Below are 25232 nucleotides of genomic sequence, written 5' to 3'. Positions count from 1 at the left end.
CAACAAATTATTTCTTGTCGTCTTTCACTTCTTCAAATTCAGCGTCAACAACATCATCGTCTTTAGAAGCTGATTGTTGCTCAGCACCAGCACCTTGTTGTGCTTGAGCTTGCTGTTGAGCAATCTCCATTAGCTTTTGAGAAGCTTCCATCAGAGCTTGAACTTTTGCGTCGATTTCAGCTTTATCGTCGCCTTTCTTCGCTACTTCAAGAGCAGAGATAGCCGCTTCGATTTTCTCTTTGTCATCAGCTGGAAGTGCTTCACCTGCTTCAGCAACTTGTTTTTGAGTTGCGTGAATCATTTGGTCAGCTTGGTTACGTGCAGTTGCTAGCTCTTCGAACTTTTTGTCCGCTTCTTTGTTAGCTTCAGCTTCTTGAACCATTTTCTCGATTTCTGCGTCGCTCAAACCGCCAGAAGCTTGGATTGTGATCTTCTGTTCTTTACCAGTTTGTTTATCTTTCGCAGATACGTGCAGGATACCGTCCGCATCTAGGTCGAAGATAACTTCGATTTGAGGCATACCACGAGGTGCAGGTTGAATACCTTCTAGGTTGAATTGACCTAGAGACTTGTTGTAAGTCGCTTGCTTACGCTCACCTTGTAGCACGTGAATCGTTACTGCGTTTTGGTTGTCTTCAGCTGTTGAGAACACTTGGTTCGCTTTAGTAGGAATCGTTGTGTTTTTCTCGATTAGCTTAGTCATAACGCCACCCATAGTCTCAATACCTAGAGACAGTGGAGTTACGTCTAGAAGAAGTACGTCTTTAACGTCACCAGCAAGTACACCACCTTGAACTGCAGCACCAACAGCTACTGCTTCATCAGGGTTCACGTCTTTACGTGGCTCTTTACCGAAGAACTCAGAAACTTTCTTCTGAACCATAGGCATACGAGTTTGACCACCAACTAGGATAACGTCAGTGATGTCACCTACAGATAGGTCAGCATCCGCTAGAGCAACTTTTAGTGGGTCTAGTGAACGTTGAACTAGGTCTTCAACTAGGTTTTCTAGTTTCGCACGAGAAATCTTGATGTTCATGTGCTTAGGACCAGTCGCATCTGCAGTGATGTATGGTAGGTTCACGTCAGTTGACTGTGCTGAAGACAGTTCGATTTTCGCTTTTTCTGCAGCTTCTTTTAGACGTTGCATTGCAAGCGGATCGCTCTTCAGGTTAATACCTTGCTCTTTCTTGAACTCATCAGCCAAGTAAGTGATTAGACGGTTGTCAAAGTCTTCACCACCTAAGTGCGTGTCACCGTTGGTAGAAAGAACTTCGAACGTTTTCTCGCCTTCAACTTCATCGATTTCGATGATTGAAATATCGAATGTACCACCACCAAGGTCGTATACAGCGATAACGCGGTCGCCGCCTTTCTTATCCAAACCGTAAGCTAGAGCTGCTGCAGTTGGTTCGTTGATGATACGTTTAACTTCTAGACCAGCAATACGACCAGCATCTTTAGTTGCTTGACGTTGAGCATCGTTAAAGTAAGCAGGAACTGTGATTACAGCGCCAGTTACTTCTTCACCTAGGAAGTCTTCTGCAGTTTTCTTCATTTTCTTCAGAACTTCTGCTGAAACTTGAGGTGCAGCCATTTTTTGGCCTTTAGCTTCAACCCATGCATCACCGTTATCAGCCTTAACAATTTTGTATGGCATGATTTCGATATCGCGCTGAACTTCTTCGTCTTCGAAACGACGACCGATAAGACGCTTAATAGCAAATAGCGTATTTTCTGGGTTCGTTACAGCTTGACGTTTTGCAGGTTGACCGACCAATGTTTCGCCGTCTGTATATGCAATAATAGAAGGGGTGGTACGTTCGCCCTCTGCGTTTTCAATTACGCGAGGTTTGTCGCCGTCTAGTACAGCAACACATGAGTTAGTCGTACCTAAGTCAATACCAATGATTCTACCCATCAGGCTATCTCCGAAATAAATTCTCTGTTCGTTTGTTATGCCCTTATCGGGCAACAAGCTAAACATGTATGTTTGCTTCTTGTATGCCCAATAGATAAGGGCGTCAAAAAGCATTTCAAGGGGAAAAATGAAAAAAAATAAAAATTATCGGCTTTTTCGAGCAGTTTTTTTGAGGCTGAACAAAAACTCGGCACCAAAACAAACGGGAGGCTCAAGCCTCCCGTTTTACTAATGCGTTTGTAAGATTACTTAGCAACCATAACCATCGCAGGACGAACCACGCGACCGTTTAGCTCATAACCTTTTTGCATCACGAACATCACTGTGTTTGATTCGTGATCTGGGCTTTCTTGAATTGACATTGCTTGATGGAATTCAGGATTGAACGCTTCACCTTCAGGGTTGATTTCTTTCAGACCAAACTTCTCAACAACACCGATGAATGTTTTGTGAGTCAGTTCAACACCTTCAACCACAGGTTTAATCGCTTCGTTTTCTACGTCAGCTGCTTGAATCGCACGCTCTAAGTTGTCGATAACCGGTAGCAATTCTTCAGCAAAACGGTTCAAAGCAAACTTGCGAGCTTTATCCACTTCTTGCTCTGAGCGACGACGCATGTTTTCAACTTCAGCTTTAGCGCGTAAAACGCTGTCTTGCTGCTCTTTCAAACGTTGTTCGCTAGCCAATAGAGCTGCTTCTAACTGAGCAATTTTTGCTTCTTGCTCATCAAGCACTTCGCCTTCTTGCGCGTCTTGGTTCCAATCGATATCAGCATCAGTGCCGACAGCTTCAGCTTCAACTTCAACCGCTTCTGGCTTCAGCTCTTCATCTTTAACTTTGTTTTCTTCGTTGCTCATGATATCTCCTGCATTCCTTCAGTTATCGGGTTCTGATTAATAACCGCTAAGGAACTGAATTCTCTTTTACGTTCTTGACACAAAAATTCGCATAAAAGCGTAACTTGCCCTTATTATGGGGATGAAGAATTTTGATTCAAGCCTAATTCAGTTGGAAACTTATGAAAAAACCATTTGAAGTCATCGCCATCATCGGTAAGCCAAGAGATCAACAAGCCATTCAGACACACAAAGAATTGTATCAATGGTTAACAACTCTGGGTTATTCCGTATTTATTGACGATAGGCTCAAAGAAATCTTAACGGATATTCCTCAACAACACTTTTCAAGTTTAATCGAACTTGGCAAAAAGGCAGACCTTGCGATTGTTGTCGGTGGTGACGGCAATATGCTGGGCGCAGCTCGCGTATTATCTCGCTTTGATATTTCCGTTATCGGTGTCAACCGTGGCAACCTAGGCTTTCTAACCGATTTAAACCCTGAAGATTTCCAATCACGCTTACAAGCGGTGTTGGAAGGCGAGTATATGGAAGAAGAGCGCTTCTTATTGGAAGCGGAAGTTCATCGCCACGGACAAATCAAAAGCCATAACGCAGCTCTCAATGAAGCGGTACTGCACCCGGGTAAAATCGCTCATATGATCGAATTTGAGGTGTACATTGACGACAACTTTGCGTTCTCTCAGCGCTCTGACGGATTGATCATATCCACCCCAACTGGTTCTACGGCGTATTCTCTCTCTGGTGGTGGCCCTATTGTATCCCCTAGCCTCAATGCAATTACGCTAGTACCTATGTTTCCACATACGTTGTCTTGTCGCCCGCTAGTCGTCGATGGAAAGCGTCGAATTAAACTGGTGGTTTCCCCTGACAACCGAGGAACTCAAGAAGTAAGCTGTGACGGACAAATATCACTGCCTGTATCACCAGGTGATGAGGTGATCATTTATCAGAGCCCTAATGTGCTAAAGCTTATCCACCCGAAAGATTACAGTTACTACAGTGTATTAAGAAGTAAACTCGGTTGGTCGAGTAAACTTTTTTAAACCAAGCATTTAAATAGAATAAAGTATAAGCCTCAACAATAATGTTGGGGCTTATTTTTACTTACATTCATTAGAGATTAATTAAATTTTTACGTTTCATTTATTTCTCACAATAAAGTTATTCATTATTACCTCGTTTAATTGTGACGTATGATTTACTCCATATTCAAGTTAAGGACTTTGGTCACAATTATTATTTCAGCCATTTTACTTATTGAAAGACTTGGTTAAGAATCCAACCATCAGTCAACCAGCTATAACTCACAGCGGATTTGGATATGAGTACAACTCTAAAAAATCAAGACAAGTTATGGTCAAGCTCTCTAGCTTGGTACACGCACGACTATCAAATTTCAATCTTACCTTCTTTTACACACGCCTAGTCTGCTTGGTTGTTTTAGCATTCTTTCGAATCTATTAAACAACGGCAATCAACACTAAATCTAATTCTATCGTTTTCGATAATTCTGCCCAGCTTTATTTAAATTAAAGTTGTTGCCTAGTTATTCGCGAATGAATTTATTTAACTCGAATTTTAACGCTAATTATTTAGTGCGGTATTTTACACCCTAAATAAATATATGGGGCAGAAAATAATATCGCCTAAGAAAATCAAATTATTAAAAGGTATTATCATGGAAAACTTTAAACACTTACCAGAACCGTTCCGTATTCGTGTTGTTGAGCCAGTAAAACGTACTACGCGCGAATATCGTGAAGAAGCCATTATTAAAGCAGGTATGAACCCATTCCTACTAGACAGTGACGACGTGTTTATCGACCTTTTAACAGATAGTGGTACTGGTTCTATTACTCAAAGAATGCAAGCAGCAATGCTAATGGGTGACGAAGCATACAGTGGCAGCCGCAGCTACTATGCACTTGCTAATGCTGTAAAAGACATCTTCGGTTACGAGCTTACCATCCCAACTCACCAAGGCCGTGGTGCAGAGCAAATCTATATTCCGGTACTGATTAAAAAACGTGAGAAAGAAAAAGGCTTAGATCGTTCTAAAATGGTCGCTTTATCTAACTACTTCTTCGACACTACTCAAGGTCACACTCAAGTGAACTGCTGTGTAGCGAAAAACGTTTATACCGATGAAGCTTTTGATACTTCAGTAAACGCAGATTTCAAAGGTAACTTTGATATCGCGAAACTCGAAATGGCAATTGAAGAAGCAGGACCTGCGAACGTACCTTACATTGTCAGCACGATTACTTGTAACTCCGCAGGCGGCCAGCCTGTATCTATCGCTAACTTAAAAGCGGTATACGAAATTGCTCAACGTTATGACATTCCAGTCATCATGGACTCAGCTCGCTTTGCAGAAAACGCATACTTCATTCAACAACGTGAACCGGGTTACCAAGATTGGACTATCGAAGAAATCACTCGTGAAACTTACAAATACGCCGATGGCTTAGCGATGTCGGCGAAGAAAGATGCGATGGTTCAAATGGGAGGTCTATTGTGCTTCAAAGACGAGTCAATGATGGACGTTTACACAGACTGTCGTACGCTTTGTGTGGTGCAAGAAGGCTTCCCTACATACGGCGGTCTTGAAGGCGGCGCGATGGAACGTCTAGCTGTTGGTCTTTACGATGGTATGCGCCAAGACTGGCTAGAGTACCGCATCGGTCAGGTTCAATATCTTGTTGATGGATTGGAAGCCATTGGTGTTGTTTGTCAGCAAGCAGGCGGTCACGCAGCATTCGTTGATGCAGGTAAACTTCTACCTCATATCCCATCAGATCAATTCCCAGCACACGCTCTAGCATGTGAGCTTTACAAAGTCGCGGGCATTCGTGCTGTAGAAATCGGCTCACTACTATTGGGCCGTGATCCAGCAACCGGTAAACAACACCCTTGCCCTGCCGAGTTGTTACGTTTAACTATTCCTCGTGCAACTTACACTCAAACGCACATGGACTTCGTTATCGAAGCGTTTGGGAAAGTGAAAGAGAATGCACACAACGTTAAAGGACTCGACTTCACTTACGAGCCACCAGTGCTTCGCCACTTCACTGCTCGTCTAAAAGAAGTGGAATAACCTGAATCCAGCGCGCCTTTCGGGCGCGCTTACTCCCTCTAAATCACGCAAAACAAAATCTATAAATTTAGCGGGCTTATTTTCCAAACATGAAACTTAAACAAGAGTAACGATTATGAACAGTAATCCATCTTTAGTAGGCGGTGCTTGTATCATTGCAAGCGTCTGCGTTGGGGCGGGTATGTTAGGACTGCCGAGTGCAGGAGCTGGCGCTTGGACAACGTGGTCTCTTATCGCAATTACCTTCACCATGATCATGATGACACTTTCGGGCTGGATGCTTTTAGAAGCCTTCAAACGCTACGATCTTAAAGTGTCTTTTAATACGGTAACCAAAGATATCCTAGGCGATAATGTAAACCGAATTAACAACTTAGCGGTTTACTTTGTTGGCGGTATCTTACTTTATGCATACATCACCTCTTCAGGCTTAATTTTGGAAGGTGTGTTGGGTATTAACAACAAAATCGCTTCCGTCCTGTTTGTTGCTGTTTTCTCTCTTTTCGTTTGGCACTCTACTCGAGCAGTCGACAGGATCTCTATTGTTCTTATTGCATTTATGGTGCTGAGTTTCGTATTCGGTGTGTCAGGTTTAGCTGTAAATATCGATGCAAGCGTACTATTTGACCGCATCAGTGAAGAATCAAATTACGCTCCATATGCGATGGCTATGTTACCTGTGGCATTAACATCGTTTGGTTATCACCATTCAGTCGCCAGCATGCGCTCTTACTATGGATGTGAGAATCGTGCTAAATACGCCATTCTTGGTGGTACTGTTATTGCACTATTCCTTTATTTCCTATGGATGATCAGCATTTACGGTAACCTTCCACGTAGTGACTTCGGACCTGTAATTGCTCAAGGCGGTAACGTAGAAGCTCTATTAGCGGCACTAGGTTCGGTTATTGACTCTGATAAAGTATCAAATGCGATCAACACCTTCTCAATGGCGGCAATTCTGTCATCGTTCATCGGCGTAGGCTTGGGAGTATTTGATTTCCTAGCTGACCTATTCAAGTTTGAAGACACCAAACAAGGTCGCACTAAAACTTGGGTTGCAACGTTCCTTCCACCACTTGTGCTTTCTCTGCTATTTCCTTTCGGGTTCATTCTGGCGATTGGCTATGCAGGTGCAGCAGCAACCATCTGGGCATGTCTGATTCCAGCGTTATTAGCTCGTAAATCTCGCACGCTTGAAGGTGGTCAAGAAGGATTTATGGCTCCTGGTGGCAACGCCATGATTGGTACTCTGATCCTGTTTGGTGTCGCAACTGCTGTATTCCACTTTATGTCGATGATGAATCTTTTACCGACTTTCAGCGGCTAATAACATTCTATAAAACGAACAATAACGAGAAATACGATGGCAGAAATACTCAATACGACGAAAGCCCCTTTAGCAATCGGTCCTTATGTGCAAGGCGTAAACTTAGGAGCAATGGTAATCACCTCTGGGCAGTTACCGATTAACCCTGAGACGAAACAGATGCCCGAAGAAGTAGCAGAGCAAACCTTACAATCGTTAAACAATGCGCTGTCGATCATTCAAGAAGCAGGGCTAGGCGCTAGCAACATAGTGAAGACGACCGTGTTCGTTAAAGACTTAAACGATTTTCCAATTGTAAACAAAGTCTATGGAGAATTTTTTGAAAGTCACAACGCATCATTCCCAGCACGATCTTGTGTAGAAGTAGCAAGGCTACCTATGGATGCAAAAGTGGAAATAGAAGTAATAGCAACCAAATAGTCGCTAGTCTCTAGTCTCTAGGCAATAAAAAAGACGCTTTAAGCGTCTTTTTTATTTGAATTTATGCAATGTACGTTAGACCTAGCACACCAACAACAGCGAGCGTCGCGCCAAACATCATAAGGCTGGATAGTTTGTCAGCCAATGTAGATTGCGAGTTACTTTTTTCTAAAGAGTGCTTCTTATCGAAAATAGAAATTAGTGCTGAGTTCATGATTTACTGCGCCTTGTCACATTTTATACAGGGTGCGCATTCTAACTTTTTTGTGAACTTCGTCAAACTATTTAATGAGCATTTAGTAATCACTTTTCCAACTTAGTTGAAACATATAGCTCTCGCGGAGTTATACAATGTCTGGAATATCTGGTTAAAAAAACGGGATAGCCAACCAATCTTGTCACAGCTAAACCTCGTTCTCCTTCCACATTTTTAGAACACCTATCTTTACTGTATAAAGAAACAGTATATACTGTTCAAAAATACAGTATTGTTTAACTATACAGGTGATGAAAAATGCTGGCTCATTTAAGCGTAAACAACTTTGCAATCGTGAAATCTTTGCAGCTTGAGCTTTCACAAGGAATGACGACCATTACAGGCGAAACTGGTGCCGGTAAATCTATTGCTATTGACGCTCTAAGCTTATGTCTTGGCGGACGTTCAGAAGCAAGCATGGTTCGACAAGGTGAAGACAAAACCGAAGTCAGCGCCTCATTCATCTTAGATAACAATATTAATGCAACGCGCTGGTTAGAAGATAACGACCTTTTAGATGGCAAAGATTGCATTCTACGCAGAACCATCACTAAAGACGGTCGCTCACGCGCATTTATCAACGGAAGCCCTGTACCGGGTTCGCAACTAAAAGCTCTCGGTCAATTGCTGATCAATATTCATGGCCAACATGCTCATCAACAATTGATGAAACCAGAACAGCAACTGGCAATGTTAGACCAATATGCTAACCACACTAATCTGTTGAAAAGCACTCGTGTTAGCTATCAAAATTGGCGTCAAGCGAATAATCAACTCAAACAACTAAAAGAAAACCGCCTACAGAACCAAGCTCAATTGCAACTTTTGGAATACCAAATTAAAGAGCTAACTGAGCTTTCGATTGGGGAAGAAGAGTACAACGAGATTGAGCAAGAGCATAAACGTTTATCTAATAGCGGTGACCTTGCGCTGAACTGTCAAAAAGCGATCACGCTGATCGATGAAGGCGAAGAAGTTAATGCGCTAAGCCTACTGCAATCCACCAGCCACACCTTAATTGAATTAGCTGAGATGGATAGTACTCTTTCTGCTTTGCCTAACATGATTGCGGAAGCGATTATTCAGCTTGAAGAAGCAAATAACGAGCTTCGTTCTTATCTTGATCATATTGATGTTGATCCAGAGCGTATGGCTTACGTTGAAGAACGTTATTCAAAAATCATGTCTCTGTCTCGTAAACATCATGTTCTGCCTGAAGATCTGTATCAACATCATCAAGATCTACTAAAGCAGATTGAGCTGCTTGATAGCTCGGATGAAAAGTTATCTGAACTTGAAGCCGATGTTGAAAAACAGTATCAAGAGTTTCTATCGCAAGCTGAGAAACTGAATAAGTCACGTACTCGTTATGCCAAAGAACTGGATAAACTGATTAGCCAAAGCATGCACGAATTAAGCATGGAAAAAGCGCAGTTTAAAATTGATATTAACAGCCAATCCGATCACCCAACACCACTAGGTATCGACTCCATCACCTTCTTGGTTTCAACTAACGCAGGTCAACCGCTTCAACCAATTGCTAAAGTAGCATCAGGTGGTGAGCTATCTCGTATATCACTCGCTATCCAAGTGATCACTGCACAGAAAGTGGATACACCAAGTTTGATTTTCGATGAAGTTGACGTAGGTATTTCAGGTCCAACTGCAGCGGTAGTGGGTAAAATGCTGAGAAAGTTAGGCGAATCAACTCAAGTACTCTGTGTCACGCACTTACCTCAAGTGGCAGGTTGTGGTCATAACCAGATGTTTGTCGCTAAGCAAACCAAAGGCGGTCAAACAGAAACGCAAATGGTGAAACTCGATAACGAACAACGCGTATCGGAACTTGCACGACTACTTGGCGGTAGCCAGATTACTGAATCCACTTTGGCAAACGCAAAAGAGCTTCTAATTGCTGCCTAACACACAAAAGTAGCGATTTTTTGTCTGCTGTTTGCAACCAAACTCAAAATTCGTAGTCTCAACTAGCTCATAGCGATTTGATGTTTTTACATTCGCTGTGAGCTTGTTTATTATCTTGCGAGTTTTGTTTTACGGTTTATAGAAGTTTGAATATGCAGTTTACCAAATGGCTGATTGCCATTCCCCTAGCAGTGACTACCTTGTCTGGCTGCTCATTACTAGAAAAATTGGTTTATCGAATCGATATCAATCAAGGCAACTATGTTGAACAAGAAGCCGTAAATAAATTGAAATTTGGTATGAGCAAAGAGCAAGTACGTTTCGTTCTCGGTTCACCAATGTTGATAGAAAATGGTTACCCTGATACTTGGTACTACATCTATCACCATACCGAAGGTCATAAAGATTCAGAGCAGAAAAACCTTATCGTCAATTTCAATCCTGCGGGAACTTTGACTGATGTTTCTGGTGACTTCCCAGCTGGTGATGCATTTTTCGAAGGCATCAACTGATCTGTTTTAGATATTGAGTTTTCGAGTACTTAAATTTTTCGAAAAGAAAATGTTTGTACAACATCAAATGCAAAAAAGAGCTTGTTAACACAAGCTCTTTTCTATTATTCAATCTATGTTGTCAGGTTACTTAAGTTCTTTACTTAGTATTGGCTGCTTGAGCCCTTTGTTGCTCAACCCGTTTACGGCGAATTTCTTTTGGATCGGCCAATAATGGGCGATAGATTTCGATTCTGTCTCGGTCACGAACGGTTGAATCCAGTTTCACATTGCGGCTAAACACACCGACTTTATTCACCTTCAAATCAATCTCTGGGTACAAAGCTAAGATACCGGAAGTCTGAATAATCTCTTCTACGGTCATATCGTTGCTCACCACAAGGTTTAAAACTCGCTGCTCGTTCGGCAGAGCATAAACCACGTCAACATGGATGATATCGGATTCAATACTCATTATGCGTAAACCTGCTTTGCGCGTTTAGTGAATGCGTTAACCATATTACTGGTCAGTTCATTAAAGATTTTACCAAAAGCGAGTTCAATCATTTTGCTTGAAAATTCAAACTCCAACTTCAATTCAACCTTACAAGCCTGCTCATCCAACGGCGTAAAATGCCATCCACCGCGTAAGGTCTTAAATGGACCATCAACCAAATTCATCATTATTGATTCGCCATGACGCAATTCGTTTGATGTTGTAAATGTTTTACTTATTCCTGCTTTTGAAACGTCAACCGAAGCGACCATAGCCTCTGAAGAAGATTCCAATACGCGAGTACCAGAGCAGCCTGGCAAAAACTCTGGGTAGCGAGCGACATCATTAACTAAATGAAACATCTGCTCTGCACTAAACGACACCAACGCAGAACGACTAATTTGTTTCATCTTTACTCCTCATCATTGCCCGGACATATCGGTTAGAGCTGATTGTACTGTCATACTAATGTCACCTCAAGTAACTGCACATTGCTACTTGTTAGGCAGTCCACTTAACCTTATGCTACGCAAAGAAAAGCATTTCCTATCTAATCACCAAATCCGTATAATGCGCCCACTATGGTAAAGAAAAATTCAAAGACAAAAGCGGGTAGCAACACTATCGCGCTTAATAAAAAAGCTCGCCATGAATACTTTATTGAAGATGAAGTAGAAGCAGGGCTTGAGCTACAAGGCTGGGAAGTTAAATCTCTTCGTCAAGGCAAAGCAAATATCGCTGAAAGCTACGTTTTCATGCGTGACGGAGAAGCTTTTATTTCTGGTATGACAATTACTCCTCTACAACAAGCGTCTACGCATGTTGTAGCTAACCCTACTCGCGTTCGTAAACTGCTATTAAGTCGTCGTGAACTCGATAACCTATTTGGTCGAATTAACCGCGAAGGTATGACTTTAACAGCGTTGTCTCTTTACTGGTCTCGCTCTTGGGTGAAACTCAAAGTTGGCGTATCGAAAGGTAAAAAGCTTCATGACAAACGTGATGATTTAAAAGAAAAAGATTGGGCGAGAGAAAAAGCACGCGTAATGAAGAGCTCATTGCGTTAATCTTGACCAAACAGACGCACAGCGCTAGACAGGCAAAGCTTTTCTGGTACTATGCATCAACAACCTTGGGGCTGATTCTGGATTCGACGGGAATTTTGAAGTCTGAGGTGCATGCCGAGGTGCGGTAGGCCTCGTTAACAAACCGCAAAAAAATAGTCGCAAACGACGAAAACTACGCACTAGCAGCTTAATACCCTGCTAAGAGCCTCTTTGCCCTAGCTTCCGCTCGTAAGACGGGGAATTACAAAGAGTCAAACCCAAACTAGCTAGCTCGGATTCTCCCGCCTGAGAGATGAACAGCGAATTATAATTCAGGATAGTCATTCATTAGCGTGTCGGTTCGCAGGTGGGTGGCGAAATTAAAGATCGACTAAGCATGTAGTACCAATGGTGAATGATTTTCGGACGGGGGTTCAAATCCCCCCAGCTCCACCAAACGTTTGGAAAGGGCGATAACTCATAGAGTTATCGCCCTTTTTGTTACCACTCGCTGATAAGTAGACGGCTTTTCACACCTTTTACTTGTAGTCCCATAGCTTCGAATACCTCTTCAAAGTCAGAACATTGAAGTGGAAGTGTTGGAAGAGACAACGACGCTTCTGAAAAGAATCGAGACTTCAAAATCTGCTCTTCGCCCCAAGCCAGTTGCCACCAATCTAGAACACGCTGTTTTGAGTCGTGCAAGCGATGTGCAGTCGGCACCTTATCGCTTTTACGCAAATTCTCTTTCGTTGTTGTGGGTAACAAGTTCCATTTATCGTTATTAGGCCAATAGGCAAACGGCAAGCAGTGATCAACATGAAACTCATTTTTGAGCTTATCTCCACTCCATACACTATGAATATCTATATCTTGCTTACGTAGCTGTTCAACACGTTTTCGAACATCTTTAGTGTCGTGATCTTTATCAATCCACACTAAGCAATCATGATAAGTTTGCAGTGAAATTTCTCGGTCTTTGTTTCTCTTGAAACGCTGCATTTCTTTTATCCACTGATTGACAACCAAAGGCTCGATCCATGAGTGATATAAACGAAAGCAATCCCACAAGCTCTCATCAAGCACGAACTTGCCGTAACTTTCCAAAAACTGAGTATTTACAATAATCGAATCGGAGTGCTTTGGTTTCTGACGTTCCATAATGAAATGAGGATACTCAATGGAACCCTGATATGTGAACTTTACAGGTCCATCTTTAATGGTAGCCAGACTGTCTCTTATAGTTTTATCAAAAGCTTTTGCTTTCTCTCCAGTGAACAAACTTCCAATTGAAAGATCATCTGCTCCAAGTTTTAAATCCTTAAGTCTCTCCCACCCGTCTGGTTTAATAAAACCAAGACCCATCGAAGCATTCGAGTTTTGCTGGATATCTTCTTTATCTATGAGCCGCTTAAATTGTCGAATCCAATACAAAGCAACAAGTCCTAATGGAATCGCAACTTTACCATCACTACGATCGATGACAGCCCCTGAGTGAGCATCAGCTATTCGCAATAAGGTACGTAACAAAGCCAGCTTATAAGTGGCGGATTTACTGTCGTTCACTATGATGTGACGAATTTTGTTTAAATCACCAGATCCATCATCAGGCAGGGTCATAACGACGGTTTGCCACCAAACTGACTCTCGCTTCATAGAGTCATCACAGTCTGTAATCTGAGTGACATGAAGTGCACTGTTTTTCGACAGTTCTTCCAGCTCTACGACAGAAACATCATAGCTTTTACGACCGTCGTTAAACTCACCATGGCGTAAAGAGATCACCAATTTTCCATGTGGAGCTAACAGGTTTGAAAGCTTACGAAATGATCGTTCTCGATAGCTAGGCGCAATATGCATCCAAACTGCACTCACTAAGATCAAGTCAAACTGGATACCGAGGCTTTCCGTTTTAGACAGTGTAGGTAAGGAATCATCTAACCACGATACATTGAGCCCTGTTTTCTTTTGACCTAGTTCTCTCATTTCTTGACTTGGTTCTATAGCAAATACTTCACAACCATGCTCTTCAAACCATTTGGAATCACGTCCTGATCCAGCGCCTAAATCCAGAACTTTAGAGCCAGACGTCGGCCAATAACGCGACCATGATTGATGCACATGCTCAAATGACAAAGCGTCGTATTGTAAGGACAGAGCTTCGGCATTCTTATTATAGAAATCAGAGTTCGATGACGATGGCATAAAAAGCACTTGAAAATCAGTTTCCTAAATCATAATTCGAGTCTCTTTTGAAGGCGAGTAAGTTTGATAAAAGTACGAAGTAACTTGACCCAACTCACTCATCCTTGTCGCCTTTAACCTGCTCTTTCAGCCATTGGGTGAAAATTGCTGTCGTTTCATTTGGGTTATGAGTGATCAAAAAGTACCCTGCGTTGGCTAGTATTGGCTTGAATGGTGAAATAAGCTTGCCTGTTTCCAACTCATTTTGCAGCAGCATAGATCGCGCCATCGCAATGCCAACATTCGCTTCTGCGGCAGACATAGCCATATCAGTGCGGTTAAAGAAATGTCCTTTATGGGTCGATATTTCAATCCCCATTTCAGACGCCCAATAGAGCCATTCATAGTCTCTTGGGGCTTTCGCCCACGGCATTGCATCATGAAGTAAATTCACTTCATCCCAATGATTTTCATTGTTACCAATATCTTGTAGCCATGGGTGTGCTTTCAAATAGGAAGGACTCATTACAGGCAATAGCGACTCTGCCATTAACAGCTCTGAATTTTTGCGGTTGTAGGGGAAAGGCCCATAGTCAATGGCGAGATCAAAGTCTTTTCTTTCACTATCCACCAGCGCCCCTTCGGCAAATAGCTGCACTTGAATCTCGGGATATTGGTGATAGAAATCTTCCAGTTTGGGTAACAACCATTTGAAAGCCAGCGAAGGGGTCAATTTCAAGCGAATCTCTTTGCGGTTCTCACGTTGCTCCAAATTATGTAAGGATTCTTCAATATCTTGAAAGCTACGTTGAACAACCGATCTAAGTGTCTCTCCCGCCTCAGTTAATTTCACTCCACGCGAATGGCGTTCAAATAGGCTAAAACCTATTTTCGATTCTAACTGAAGCAGCTGCTGACTAATTGCCCCTGTCGTAATGTGCAACTCTTTCGCTGCCGCACTGAAACTCGGGTATTGTGCGACAAGCATAAAGGTATGTAATGCTGAAACTTGAGAACTCTTTAACATGGCTTTGCTTATAGTTTTACTAAACACTGCTGATAATTTTTATCGATTGTTAACAAAAGGTAAAGCAAAGAAACTAACGCTATAACAAATGAGGAGTTTCAAATGGAAGTTATTGTTCTTGGAAGTGGTGTCGTAGGTTTAACATCCGCATGGTATTTGTCTCAAGCAGGACATAGTGTGACTGTAGTTGACCGACAGCCTCGTAGTGCAGAAGAGACCAGTTTTGCAAACGCAGGGCAGATCTCTTATGGCTATTCATCTCCTTGGGCCGCTCCGGGTATTCCTCAGAAAGCAATAAAGTGGTTATTTGAAAAACACGCACCACTGAAAGTGAAGCCGTCACTTGATCCTCAAATGCTTCAATGGATGACACAAATGCTGGCGAACTGCCAACTTGCTCGTTATCAAATTAACAAATCACGTATGCTTGCCATTGCAAACCATAGCCGTGAGTGTCTACATGAACTTAAAAAGCACCACAACGTTGAATACCAAGGCCGTCAGAAAGGCACGCTACAAGTTTTCCGTAATGAAAAGCAGCTTGTTTCAATTGAAAAAGACATGAAGCTTTTGGAGCAAAGCGGCGTCCGTTTTGAACTGATGGATGTAGCATCTTGTATCAAACAAGAACCGGGACTCGCACCTGTGCAAGACAAACTTGTTGGTGGCCTCTACTTACCAGACGACGAGACTGGTGATTGCTACTTATTCTGTCAGCAGCTAACAGAACTAGCCAAGTCACAAGGCGTTCAATTCAAATTTGATACTCAGATTCAATCACTAGAGATTGAAGGCAAAAAGATCATGAGTGTCCAAACGGATAAAGGTCTGTTAAAAGCTGATGCTTATGTGGTTGCATTAGGTAGTTTCTCTAAACAAATGCTCAAGCCATTAGGTGTTGATGTACCCGTTTATCCAGTAAAAGGTTACTCATTAACCTTACCGATTGTGAATGAAGATTTAGCGCCAACCTCTACGGTTATGGATGAAACTTATAAGGTTGCACTAACACGTTTTGATAACAGAATTCGCGTTGCTGGCACTGCGGAGCTGGCAGGATTTGATCCTTCAATTCCAACGGCTCGTAAAGAAACTATTGAGATGGTGGTTCGCGATCTGTTCCCACAAGGTGGTGATTTTAGTAAAGCTGAATTCTGGACAGGCTTCCGTCCAATGACTCCAGACGGCACTCCAATCATTGGGGCGACACCAATTCAAAACCTATACACCAATACCGGCCACGGTACTTTGGGTTGGACTATGGCTTGTGGTTCAGGGCAAATTCTGTCTGACATCATCACTCATGGTGATGCAAAAATAGATATTTCTGGATTAGGCGTTTCTCGTTACCACAGCTAAAAACACTAACAATATTAAAAAAGGGTCTAAATAGACCCTTTTTATTTATGTATATACATATTATCCGCTACAAAATACCTTTAAGCCCACACAACTCCAAAGTGAAATTTTATTCACATCGCCATGCATAATTCTTACTTTAGTAATAACTTATTTATAAAAGACCAAACTTTAACCAAAAATAGAATTTATCGTTTATCGTACAGTATATAGTCAGAATTTCGTGTGAAAAATCACACTAATCAAGTCTATGAGATAATTTGGTTAACATTACCATTACAAAAGATTATTATCTGACACGCAAAACAAACACAACTATCACTCAACAGGGAAAATACTCATGCAGTCAATTGTTGATTTTCTAAATGGAATTATCTGGAGCCCAGCACTAATTTATTTGTGTCTAGGTGCCGGCGTGTTCTATTCAATTCTTACTCGTTTCGTTCAGGTTCGTCATTTCTTTGAAATGTGGCGCCTTTTACTTTCAGGCAAAAGTTCTTCTAAAGGCATCTCTTCATTCCAAGCACTTGCAGTTTCACTGTCTGGTCGTGTAGGTACAGGTAACATTGCGGGTGTTGCTGCGGCTATCGGCTTTGGTGGTCCTGGTGCAGTTTTCTGGATGTGGGTTGTAGCATTCTTCGGTGCGGCAACAGCTTATGCAGAGTCAACACTAGCGCAGATCTACAAAGAAGAAGACAACCAAGAGTTCCGTGGTGGCCCTGCTTACTACATTGAAAAAGCAATGGGTCAAAAATGGTACGCGTGGATCTTCGCTATCGCGACAATCTTTGCTTGTGGTGTTCTATTACCGGGTGTTCAATCGAACAGCATTGGTAACGCAGTTGAGACAGCTTTCGGCGCAGGCCCAATGATTGACACAGCTATCGGTACAATCAGTTTCGCAAAAATTCTTACTGGTACGATTGTTTCAATCCTTCTAGCATTCATCATCTTTGGTGGCGTTAAGCGTATCGCTAGCTTCACACAAATTGTTGTGCCATTCATGGCGCTTGCTTACGTAGTGACAGCATTCGTAATCATCCTGCTAAACATTGGTGAAGTACCACGTATTTTTGGTCTAATCATCGGTGATGCATTTACTCCTATGGCAGGTGTTGGTGCAGCAATTGGTTGGGGTGTTAAACGTGGCGTTTACTCTAACGAAGCAGGTCAAGGTACAGGTCCTCACGCTGCTGCGGCTGCAAGTGTTGAACACCCTGCTCAGCAAGGTCTAGTACAAGCATTCTCTATCTACATCGATACACTACTAGTATGTTCTGCAACAGCATTTATGATTCTTATCACTGGTGCATACAACGTACACGGTGGCGCTGAAGGTCTGTTCCTCGTTCAGAACCTAGCAACAGATGTAGCAGCTAACGGTCCAGCGTTTACACAAATCGCAATTGAAAGTGCACTGCCAGGCGTAGGTAAACCATTCGTTGCATTCGCGCTATTCTTCTTCGCGTTCACAACGATTCTTGCTTACTACTACATTGCAGAAACTAACGTTGCTTACATTCGTCGTACTTTCAAAGTTGACGGCCTAATGTTCTTCCTAAAACTGGTTATCATTGCAACCGTATTTTACGGTACGGTGAAGACGGCAAACCTTGCATGGGCAATGGGTGACGTTGGTGTAGGGATGATGGCTTGGTTGAACATCGTAGGTATCATCATCATTTTCTTCCTGTCTAAGCCAACGATGGCAGCACTGAAAGACTATGAAGATCAACAAAAACAAGGTGTCGAAGAATACCTGTTCAACCCAGTTAAACTAGGCATTAAGAATGCGACTTACTGGGAAGAGAAATATAAACGTAAGACAGGTCAAGCTCCAACAGCTGATTCAGAAAAAGAACAAGTTTCTGGAACTCCAGCAGAACAATCATCTAACTAAGATTAGAGTGATTAAAAAAGGGTTAGCTTAGCTAACCCTTTTTATTTGCAGAGAAAATTACTATTTAACTTTTCACGGTTTGCTGAACAATCTCTTCATTAGCATTTGGACGCTTTGCCCAATACCCTGCCAACAAAGAACCAGACAAGTTATGCCAAATAGAGAAAATAGTTCCTGCAACTGCTGACGCTGGCGTGAAGAACTTCATCGCCAATGCTGTGGCTAAACCAGAGTTTTGTAAGCCAACTTCAAATGCTACTGTACGGCTGATGGTTTCATTGAAACCAAGTACTCGACAGATCCAGTAACCAGAAGCCAAACCTACCCCATTATGCAAGATAACCGCAAGCGCTACGATTGGACCGATTGTCGCCAAATTGCCAGCATTCAACGCTACAACAATAGCAATAATAAAGACGATAGCTGCCATTGATATAATCGGGAGGACAGGTTCTATTTTCTCAGTTACTGAACGTAAGAACACATTCAATACAACGCCACCAGCAACAGGGATGAGAACAATTTTCACCAAACTCATCAACATGCTGGTTACAGGTACATCAACCGCTTTACCCGCTAGTAGTTCAACTAGTAGCGGAGTCAGCACTACACCAAGCAAAGTAGAAATCGAAGTCATTGTGATCGACAAAGCCACATCACCTTTTGCCAGATAGCACATAACGTTTGATGAGGTTCCACCAGCGACGCTGCCAACCAAGACCATGCCGATAGTGAGCATCGGGTCAAAGCCTAGCAGTAAGCTAATTAATAAAGCAGCAATCGGCATAACCGAGAACTGCAGTATTAAACCAACACCAATCGCCTTCTTATTCTGAATAACATTGAGAAAATCTTTAGGTTTTAGCGTTAAACCCATAGCCAACATTATGATTGTTAAAAGAGGGACAATTTGACCTTTATGCTCGACAAATAGACTTGGTACAAAATAAGCACATAGAGAGAACAATATTGCCCATAGAGGGAATAGTTGCGTGATAATCCTTAACATATACATTCCTGTTTAATTTTATATTTATAAGCCCGACCAACTGATGGCTACTTCTGATACGAGAACAATCAGAGGTAAGGGATAACTAGGCTCAAAGACCTAATATCAGGAACACGTTACTCCACTCTAAGAACAAAAAACAACCAGACATTTACTGTGGGTTAGATTTATTTCAAAAAAAAGGCCGACCTTAAGGTCGACCTTCTTAGAAAACAAAAGTTAATTAAGCAGCAACTTCTTTAAGCTCAGCTTTAACTTCTTCTTTAACAAACTTTGCTTTACCAACTGGTAGCACTTCACGACCGTATTCTGCGTTAAGAACTTGAGCCATTGCGAAGTAGATTGCGCTTGCGCCACAGAAGATACCTTCAAAGCCTGCAATAGTACCGATTAGCGCGCTACCAGTGAAATCACGTAGAGCTAGTAGTGCAAACAGGATAGTTAGTGAAGCAAATACAACTTGCTTAGCCATTGGGTAACAGCGTGAACCAATGTACATGAAACCAGTGAATACACCCCATAGAGCTAGGTACCAACCCATGAAGTGTTCTGGGCTAGCTGGTAGACCCATCTTTGGCATAACAATTAGGCCAACTAGAGTTAACCAGAATAGACCGTAAGAAGTAAATGCAGTCGTACCGAAAGTATCGCCACGGTTGTAGCACATAATGCCTACAATAACCTGACCTAAACCGCCGTAGAAGATACCCATAGCAAGAATCATAGAATCTAGTGGGAAGAAACCTGCATTATGGATGTTTAGCAGAATAGTGGTCATACCGAAACCCATTAGACCTAGTGGTGCTGGGTTAGCTAATTTAGTAGACATTCCTAACGTACCTTAAAAAAAGTGGATAAAATTTACGCGCGGATTTTAATGTACAGTTAGATAAAATAAATACCACATTTGCAAAAACTTAGATTTCATTTTTATAGTTATTGAGTTACAGAAAACCAAAAGCTATTCGAGCTGAACCAATTAAAAATAAATACCTATAAATCATAATGTTATATATAGAGATAAATGCTCACCATAGGACAATTGCTCATTTTTTAAGCATTGCAATATCTCAGACATATTTTCTAACTTAAAAAGAAAGCCCCAGAGGTTATCTGGGGCTGTGCAATTTTTACTAATCGAATCTTATTCCCATTCGATTGTCGCTGGCGGCTTACCAGAAATGTCGTAAACCACGCGAGAAATACCATTTACTTCGTTGATGATACGGTTAGACACTTTACCTAGGAAATCATAAGGTAGGTGAGCCCAATGCGCAGTCATGAAGTCGATAGTTTCAACAGCACGTAGTGATACAACCCAATCATATTTACGACCATCGCCCATTACACCCACAGAGCGTACTGGTAGGAATACTGTAAATGCTTGAGAAACTTTGTTGTATAGATCTGCTGCATGAAGTTCTTCAATGAAGATAGCATCCGCACGGCGTAGCAAGTCACAGTATTCTTTCTTGATTTCACCAAGAACACGAACACCTAGACCTGGGCCTGGGAATGGGTGGCGGTAAAGCATGTTGTATGGAAGACCAAGTTCTAGACCGATCTTACGAACTTCATCTTTAAACAGTTCACGTAGTGGCTCAACCAATCCCATTTCCATATCGTCTGGCAAACCGCCAACGTTATGGTGAGATTTAATCACGTGAGCTTTACCTGTTTTAGACGCCGCTGATTCAATGACATCTGGGTAGATAGTACCTTGAGCCAACCATTTCGCATTTTTACGCTTCTTCGATTCTTCATCAAATACGTCAACAAACACGTGGCCGATAGTTTTACGTTTCTCTTCTGGATCTGATTTACCTTCCAGAGCTTTAAGGAAACGTTCTTCCGCATCAACTTTGATAATGTTTAGACCAAACTTGTCGCCAAACATTTCCATTACTTGTTGACCTTCGTTTAAACGAAGTAAGCCGTTATCTACGAATACACAAGTCAATTTGTCGCCGATTGCACGGTGAACAAGCATTGCAACAACAGAAGAGTCCACACCGCCAGACAAGCCAAGGATAACTTCGTCATCACCCACTTGTTCTTTGATACGTGCAACAGCATCTTCAATAATTGATTCAGATGTCCATAGACGCTCACAACCACACACACCAAGAACAAAGTTCTCAAGCATTTGTTGCCCTTGCTTAGTGTGAGTTACTTCTGGGTGGAACTGAACACCGTAGTATTTCTTCTCTTCATTCGCCATTGCTGCGTATGGACAAGTATCTGTCTCACCAACTTTTACGAAGTCAGCTGGGATCTCAACAACTTTGTCACCGTGGCTCATCCAAACATCTTGAGTTTCAGCAAGGTCTTTGAACAGTGCAGATTCACCAGATACTTTAACTTGTGCGTAGCCAAACTCACGCTCTTCTGAGCTTGCAACGCGACCGCCTAGCTGCTCAGCCATAGTTTGCATGCCGTAACATACACCAAGCACAGGTACGCCTGAGTCAAAAACATATTGAGGTGCGCGAGGAGAGTTTTGTTCAGTCACACTTTCTGGACCGCCAGAAAGGATAATACCGTCAGGATTGAATTCGCGAATATCCGCTTCTTCTACGTCCCAGCTCCATAGTTCACAGTAAACACCGATTTCACGAACGCGGCGCGCTACAAGTTGAGTGTATTGAGAACCGAAATCTAGGATCAGAATTCGTTGATCATGAATGTTCTTTGTCATATTGAGCAATCTTATCAGCTAAATGGAGAATCGGAGGCGAGTCTACTCGCCTCTCTATAAGTCATCAAGTAAAAAAGCAAACGTTTACGTCGTACAAATATTCATTTAAGAAACTAACAACTACATTCAAACGTTTGTTAATACAACGCGCTATAAATCTAGTCGCGCTATTAACCCAAACGGTAGTTTGGAGCTTCTTTAGTGATTTGAACGTCGTGTACGTGAGACTCTGCCATACCTGCGCCAGAGATACGTACAAATTCTGCTTTAGTACGCATATCTTCAATAGTAGCTGAACCAGTCAGACCCATACTTGAACGTAAACCACCCATCTGTTGATGAACGATCTCTTTCAGACGACCTTTATATGCGATACGTCCTTCGATACCTTCAGGAACAAGCTTGTCAGCTGCGTTATCAGATTGGAAGTAACGATCTGAAGAACCTTGAGACATTGCGCCCAAAGAACCCATACCACGGTAAGATTTGTAAGAACGACCGTTAAATAGAATGATTTCACCCGGTGCTTCTTCAGTACCAGCAAACATTGAACCAACCATAACGCAAGATGCACCTGCCGCGATTGCTTTACAGATGTCGCCAGAGAAACGGATACCGCCGTCCGCAATAACTGGAATACCGTATTCGTTTGCAACTTCAGCAGCATCAGAAATAGCGGTAATTTGAGGTACACCTACGCCTGTTACGATACGAGTTGTACAGATAGAACCAGGGCCGATACCCACTTTAACTGCACTTACACCAGCTTCAATCAGTGCTTTAGCACCTGCGCCAGTTGCAACGTTACCGCCGATGATATCGAGATCTGGGTAAGCAGCACGAGTTTCACGAATACGGTTTAGTACGCCTTCAGAGTGACCATGTGAAGAGTCGATAAGTAGAACGTCAACACCAGCTTCAACAAGTGCAGCTACACGCGCTTCGTTACCAGCACCAGCACCAACTGCAGCACCTACGCGTAGGCGGCCACGTGCATCTTTACATGCGTTTGGCTTACGTTCTGCTTTATGGAAGTCTTTTGCTGTGATCATACCGGTAAGTTGGAACTCATCGTTCACAACCAATACTTTCTCAACGCGAGCTTCGTGCATCTTCTCTTGAACTTCAGCGCGAGTTGCGCCTTCTTTCACTGCTGCAAGACGCTCTTTAGGAGTCATTACAGAAACAACTTGTTTTGTTAAATCAGTAACAAACCGAACATCACGACCAGTAATGATACCCACAAGTTCATTGTTATCAGTAACAACAGGGAAGCCTGCAAAACCATGCTTTTCAGTTAGTTCGATAACGTCAGCAATTGTTGCTTCAGGGCTTACAGTTACAGGATCAACAACAACACCAGCTTCGAATTTTTTAACTTTACGAACTTCAGCTGCTTGCTGCTCGATTGACATATTCTTATGAATAAAGCCAATACCACCTTCTTGTGCAAGAGCGATAGCTAAACGAGCCTCTGTCACTGTGTCCATAGACGCAGAAATCATTGGAATATTTAGAGTAATATTTTTAGTTAGCTGCGTATGTAGATCGGCAGTGTTTGGGAGAACGGTGGAGTGTGCTGGTACGAGTAGAACATCGTCGAATGTCAGCGCTTCTTTGGCAATTCTAAGCATTTGCAATATCTCACAATTTAGAGGGTAAATATAAAAACAATCCAAATGCTCTTTTCGGATAGATATGTTGAATCATATCGAAAATTTACATTTGGATTAGATATTGCGGACGGATTATACGCCCGACGCAATCGCTTGGCTACACATTTTTTTCATTTTAATTTGCATTCCGCCCCTTGCTATGTATTATATTGCCGCTAATTTCCATACTCACGTCTGGTCGAAAAATTAGTGCCTTCCAATACCAATTCAAACATCTATACCGTTTCTCGTCTTAATGCTGAAGTCCGATTATTACTAGAAAATGAAATGGGCATAGTTTGGTTAATTGGTGAAATATCCAACTTCTCCGCACCCGTTTCTGGCCACTGGTATCTAACGCTTAAAGACTCTCGCGCCCAAGTAAAATGCGCGATGTTCAAAGGCAATAATCGCTTTGTGAACTTTAAGCCGAAGAATGGCCAGCAAGTATTGGTAAAAGCTCGATTATCTCTTTACGAACCACGTGGTGATTATCAAATCATCATTGAAAGTATGCAGCCTGAAGGTGATGGCCGCTTACAGCAAGAGTTCGACCAACTAAAAATGAAGCTTGCCTCTGAAGGTCTGTTTGCTCAAACCTTAAAGAAAAGCTTGCCTGAGCACCCAAGGTGCGTCGGAGTCATCACGTCAAAAACCGGTGCGGCTCTGCACGACATTCTGCAAGTACTTAAACGCAGAGATCCAAGCTTACCTGTCATCATCTACCCTACTCTGGTTCAAGGTGAAGACGCTGCAATTCAAATTGCTCAAGCGATTGGGTGTGCGAACTCTCGCGCAGAATGCGATGTTTTGATCGTCGGACGCGGTGGCGGTTCATTGGAAGACCTATGGTGTTTTAATAATGAAATCGTCGCTCGCACCATAGCAGCAAGCCAGATCCCGATTATCAGTGCGGTTGGACATGAAATTGACGTGACGATTGCTGACTTCGTTGCCGATGTCCGTGCGCCAACACCATCAGCGGCAGCTGAACTGGTTAGCCGCGACAACACCAATAAGAAGCAAGCGTTTCAAACATATCGTCATAAAATAGCCAGCGCTATGCGTCACTATTTTGCTGAGCAAAAAGTCGGATTGAAGCAGCTGCAACATCGCTTAGACAGACAACATCCAGCCAACCGTCTTCAACGCCAGCAACAACAACTCGATGAATACAGCATGCGTTTAGAGCGAGCTGTGCAAGTTCGAATTAACAAAACGCAGCAACATCTCGATAAGCAGAGACATCAACTGCAACTGTTATCACCTGAAAAAATCCTGCGTAATCAGCAGTATTTACTTACCAGTAAACAAAAAGAAATGAATGAGGCGATGAAGCGATACCTTGTCTCTTCCCGTCATACCTTTACTCGTCTTACAGATAAAATGAACGCTGTAAGTCCTCTGGCAACTTTATCGCGTGGCTACTCAATCACGCAAAATGCTCAAGGCGATGTAATTCACGATGCGAATGATGTGCAGCAAGGCGACTTAATTGTGACTCGCCTGAAAGAGGGTGAAATTCGCTCAGTCGTTAAGTAATTAGCTTAACTAGCTACA

At 42.4% G+C, this 25232-nt stretch carries 21 protein-coding genes and 1 other RNA gene; 11 read left to right on the top strand and 11 right to left on the bottom strand.

Going from position 1 to position 25232, the window contains the following annotated elements; translation table 11 throughout:
• Positions 1-7: 7 nt before the first annotated feature.
• The gene (gene dnaK, locus ACOSVQ_RS00380) at positions 8-1921 is read right to left on the bottom strand and encodes a molecular chaperone DnaK (protein WP_491980636.1); all 1914 of its coding nucleotides are present in this window, start codon (positions 1919-1921) and stop codon (positions 8-10) included.
• Between the two features lie 245 nt (positions 1922-2166).
• Positions 2167-2778, bottom strand: coding sequence for a nucleotide exchange factor GrpE (grpE, locus tag ACOSVQ_RS00375; protein ID WP_491980635.1), 612 nt, complete (start codon positions 2776-2778; stop codon positions 2167-2169).
• Between the two features lie 161 nt (positions 2779-2939).
• On the opposite strand from grpE, the gene nadK reads away from it, so the two are divergent.
• From nadK to ACOSVQ_RS00355, 4 genes are all read left to right on the top strand, one after another.
• Entirely contained in the window at positions 2940-3824 is an 885-nt protein-coding gene (gene nadK / locus ACOSVQ_RS00370) for an NAD(+) kinase (RefSeq protein WP_491980634.1), read from the top strand.
• 635 nt (positions 3825-4459) lie between these two features.
• Positions 4460-5878 carry a tryptophanase gene (gene tnaA / locus ACOSVQ_RS00365; protein ID WP_491980633.1) on the top strand — a complete coding sequence of 473 codons (1419 nt, stop codon included), beginning with the start codon at positions 4460-4462 and terminating at the stop codon, positions 5876-5878.
• A gap of 115 nt (positions 5879-5993) precedes the next feature.
• Positions 5994-7208: an aromatic amino acid transporter gene (locus ACOSVQ_RS00360; RefSeq protein ID WP_491980632.1), complete on the top strand. Its 1215-nt coding sequence runs from the start codon at positions 5994-5996 to the stop codon at positions 7206-7208.
• A 36-nt stretch (positions 7209-7244) separates the two neighbouring features.
• Entirely contained in the window at positions 7245-7628 is a 384-nt protein-coding gene (locus ACOSVQ_RS00355; RefSeq protein WP_491980631.1) for a Rid family detoxifying hydrolase, read from the top strand.
• Between the two features lie 61 nt (positions 7629-7689).
• Here ACOSVQ_RS00355 and ACOSVQ_RS00350 read toward each other — a convergent pair whose 3' ends face one another.
• Positions 7690-7842, bottom strand: a complete 153-nt coding sequence (locus ACOSVQ_RS00350) for a hypothetical protein (protein ID WP_491980629.1) — start codon at positions 7840-7842, stop codon at positions 7690-7692.
• Positions 7843-8142: 300 nt separating this feature from the next.
• Here ACOSVQ_RS00350 and recN point away from each other — a divergent pair, with 300 nt between their 5' ends.
• Positions 8143-9807, top strand: coding sequence for a DNA repair protein RecN (recN, locus tag ACOSVQ_RS00345; protein WP_491980628.1), 1665 nt, complete (start codon positions 8143-8145; stop codon positions 9805-9807).
• A 152-nt stretch (positions 9808-9959) separates the two neighbouring features.
• A complete protein-coding gene (gene bamE, locus ACOSVQ_RS00340) occupies positions 9960-10319 on the top strand; it encodes an outer membrane protein assembly factor BamE (RefSeq protein WP_491980627.1) in 360 nt (119 codons plus the stop codon).
• 139 nt (positions 10320-10458) lie between these two features.
• Here the strand turns inward: bamE and ACOSVQ_RS00335 are convergent, their stop codons facing one another.
• Positions 10459-10773, bottom strand: coding sequence for an RnfH family protein (locus ACOSVQ_RS00335; protein ID WP_491980626.1), 315 nt, complete (start codon positions 10771-10773; stop codon positions 10459-10461).
• Complete coding sequence (locus tag ACOSVQ_RS00330; RefSeq protein WP_102965368.1) at positions 10773-11204, bottom strand: SRPBCC family protein; 432 nt, start codon at positions 11202-11204, stop codon at positions 10773-10775. The genes ACOSVQ_RS00335 and ACOSVQ_RS00330 overlap by 1 nt, the downstream gene beginning before the upstream one ends.
• Positions 11205-11375: 171 nt before the next feature.
• Between ACOSVQ_RS00330 and smpB the strand changes: the two genes are divergently transcribed.
• Both smpB and ssrA read left to right on the top strand, forming a co-directional pair.
• Complete coding sequence (gene smpB / locus ACOSVQ_RS00325; protein WP_112404473.1) at positions 11376-11861, top strand: SsrA-binding protein SmpB; 486 nt, start codon at positions 11376-11378, stop codon at positions 11859-11861.
• 67 nt (positions 11862-11928) lie between these two features.
• Positions 11929-12296, top strand: a transfer-messenger RNA (tmRNA) gene (ssrA, locus tag ACOSVQ_RS00320).
• A gap of 45 nt (positions 12297-12341) precedes the next feature.
• Here the strand turns inward: ssrA and ACOSVQ_RS00315 are convergent.
• Positions 12342-14045, bottom strand: coding sequence for a class I SAM-dependent methyltransferase (locus ACOSVQ_RS00315; protein WP_491980625.1), 1704 nt, complete (start codon positions 14043-14045; stop codon positions 12342-12344).
• Positions 14046-14139: 94 nt separating this feature from the next.
• The gene (locus tag ACOSVQ_RS00310) at positions 14140-15051 is read right to left on the bottom strand and encodes a LysR substrate-binding domain-containing protein (protein ID WP_491980624.1); all 912 of its coding nucleotides are present in this window, start codon (positions 15049-15051) and stop codon (positions 14140-14142) included.
• Between the two features lie 102 nt (positions 15052-15153).
• Between ACOSVQ_RS00310 and ACOSVQ_RS00305 the strand changes: the two genes are divergently transcribed.
• The gene (locus ACOSVQ_RS00305) at positions 15154-16410 is read left to right on the top strand and encodes a D-amino acid dehydrogenase (RefSeq protein ID WP_491980622.1); all 1257 of its coding nucleotides are present in this window, start codon (positions 15154-15156) and stop codon (positions 16408-16410) included.
• Between the two features lie 340 nt (positions 16411-16750).
• Positions 16751-18310 (top strand): alanine/glycine:cation symporter family protein, encoded by a 1560-nt coding sequence (locus ACOSVQ_RS00300; protein ID WP_491980621.1) that lies wholly within the window; start codon positions 16751-16753, stop codon positions 18308-18310.
• 64 nt (positions 18311-18374) lie between these two features.
• On the opposite strand, the gene ACOSVQ_RS00295 is transcribed toward ACOSVQ_RS00300, so the two are convergent.
• From ACOSVQ_RS00295 to guaB, 4 genes are all read right to left on the bottom strand, one after another.
• Complete coding sequence (locus tag ACOSVQ_RS00295; protein WP_491980620.1) at positions 18375-19319, bottom strand: bile acid:sodium symporter family protein; 945 nt, start codon at positions 19317-19319, stop codon at positions 18375-18377.
• A 223-nt stretch (positions 19320-19542) separates the two neighbouring features.
• On the bottom strand, positions 19543-20148 hold the full coding sequence (locus ACOSVQ_RS00290; RefSeq protein WP_165310494.1) for an acetate uptake transporter: 606 nt from the start codon (positions 20146-20148) through the stop codon (positions 19543-19545).
• Between the two features lie 315 nt (positions 20149-20463).
• The gene (gene guaA, locus ACOSVQ_RS00285) at positions 20464-22017 is read right to left on the bottom strand and encodes a glutamine-hydrolyzing GMP synthase (protein ID WP_491980619.1); all 1554 of its coding nucleotides are present in this window, start codon (positions 22015-22017) and stop codon (positions 20464-20466) included.
• Positions 22018-22187: 170 nt separating this feature from the next.
• Positions 22188-23651 (bottom strand): IMP dehydrogenase, encoded by a 1464-nt coding sequence (gene guaB, locus ACOSVQ_RS00280; protein WP_491980618.1) that lies wholly within the window; start codon positions 23649-23651, stop codon positions 22188-22190.
• A 231-nt stretch (positions 23652-23882) separates the two neighbouring features.
• Between guaB and xseA the strand changes: the two genes are divergently transcribed.
• Positions 23883-25214, top strand: coding sequence for an exodeoxyribonuclease VII large subunit (xseA, locus tag ACOSVQ_RS00275; protein ID WP_491980617.1), 1332 nt, complete (start codon positions 23883-23885; stop codon positions 25212-25214).
• Positions 25215-25232: the final 18 nt, after the last annotated feature.

This window comes from Vibrio sp. HM8-C (genome assembly GCF_058630515.1).
Note: the sequence above shows the minus strand (reverse complement) of the source record. Positions and strands in the feature narration are given on the sequence as shown.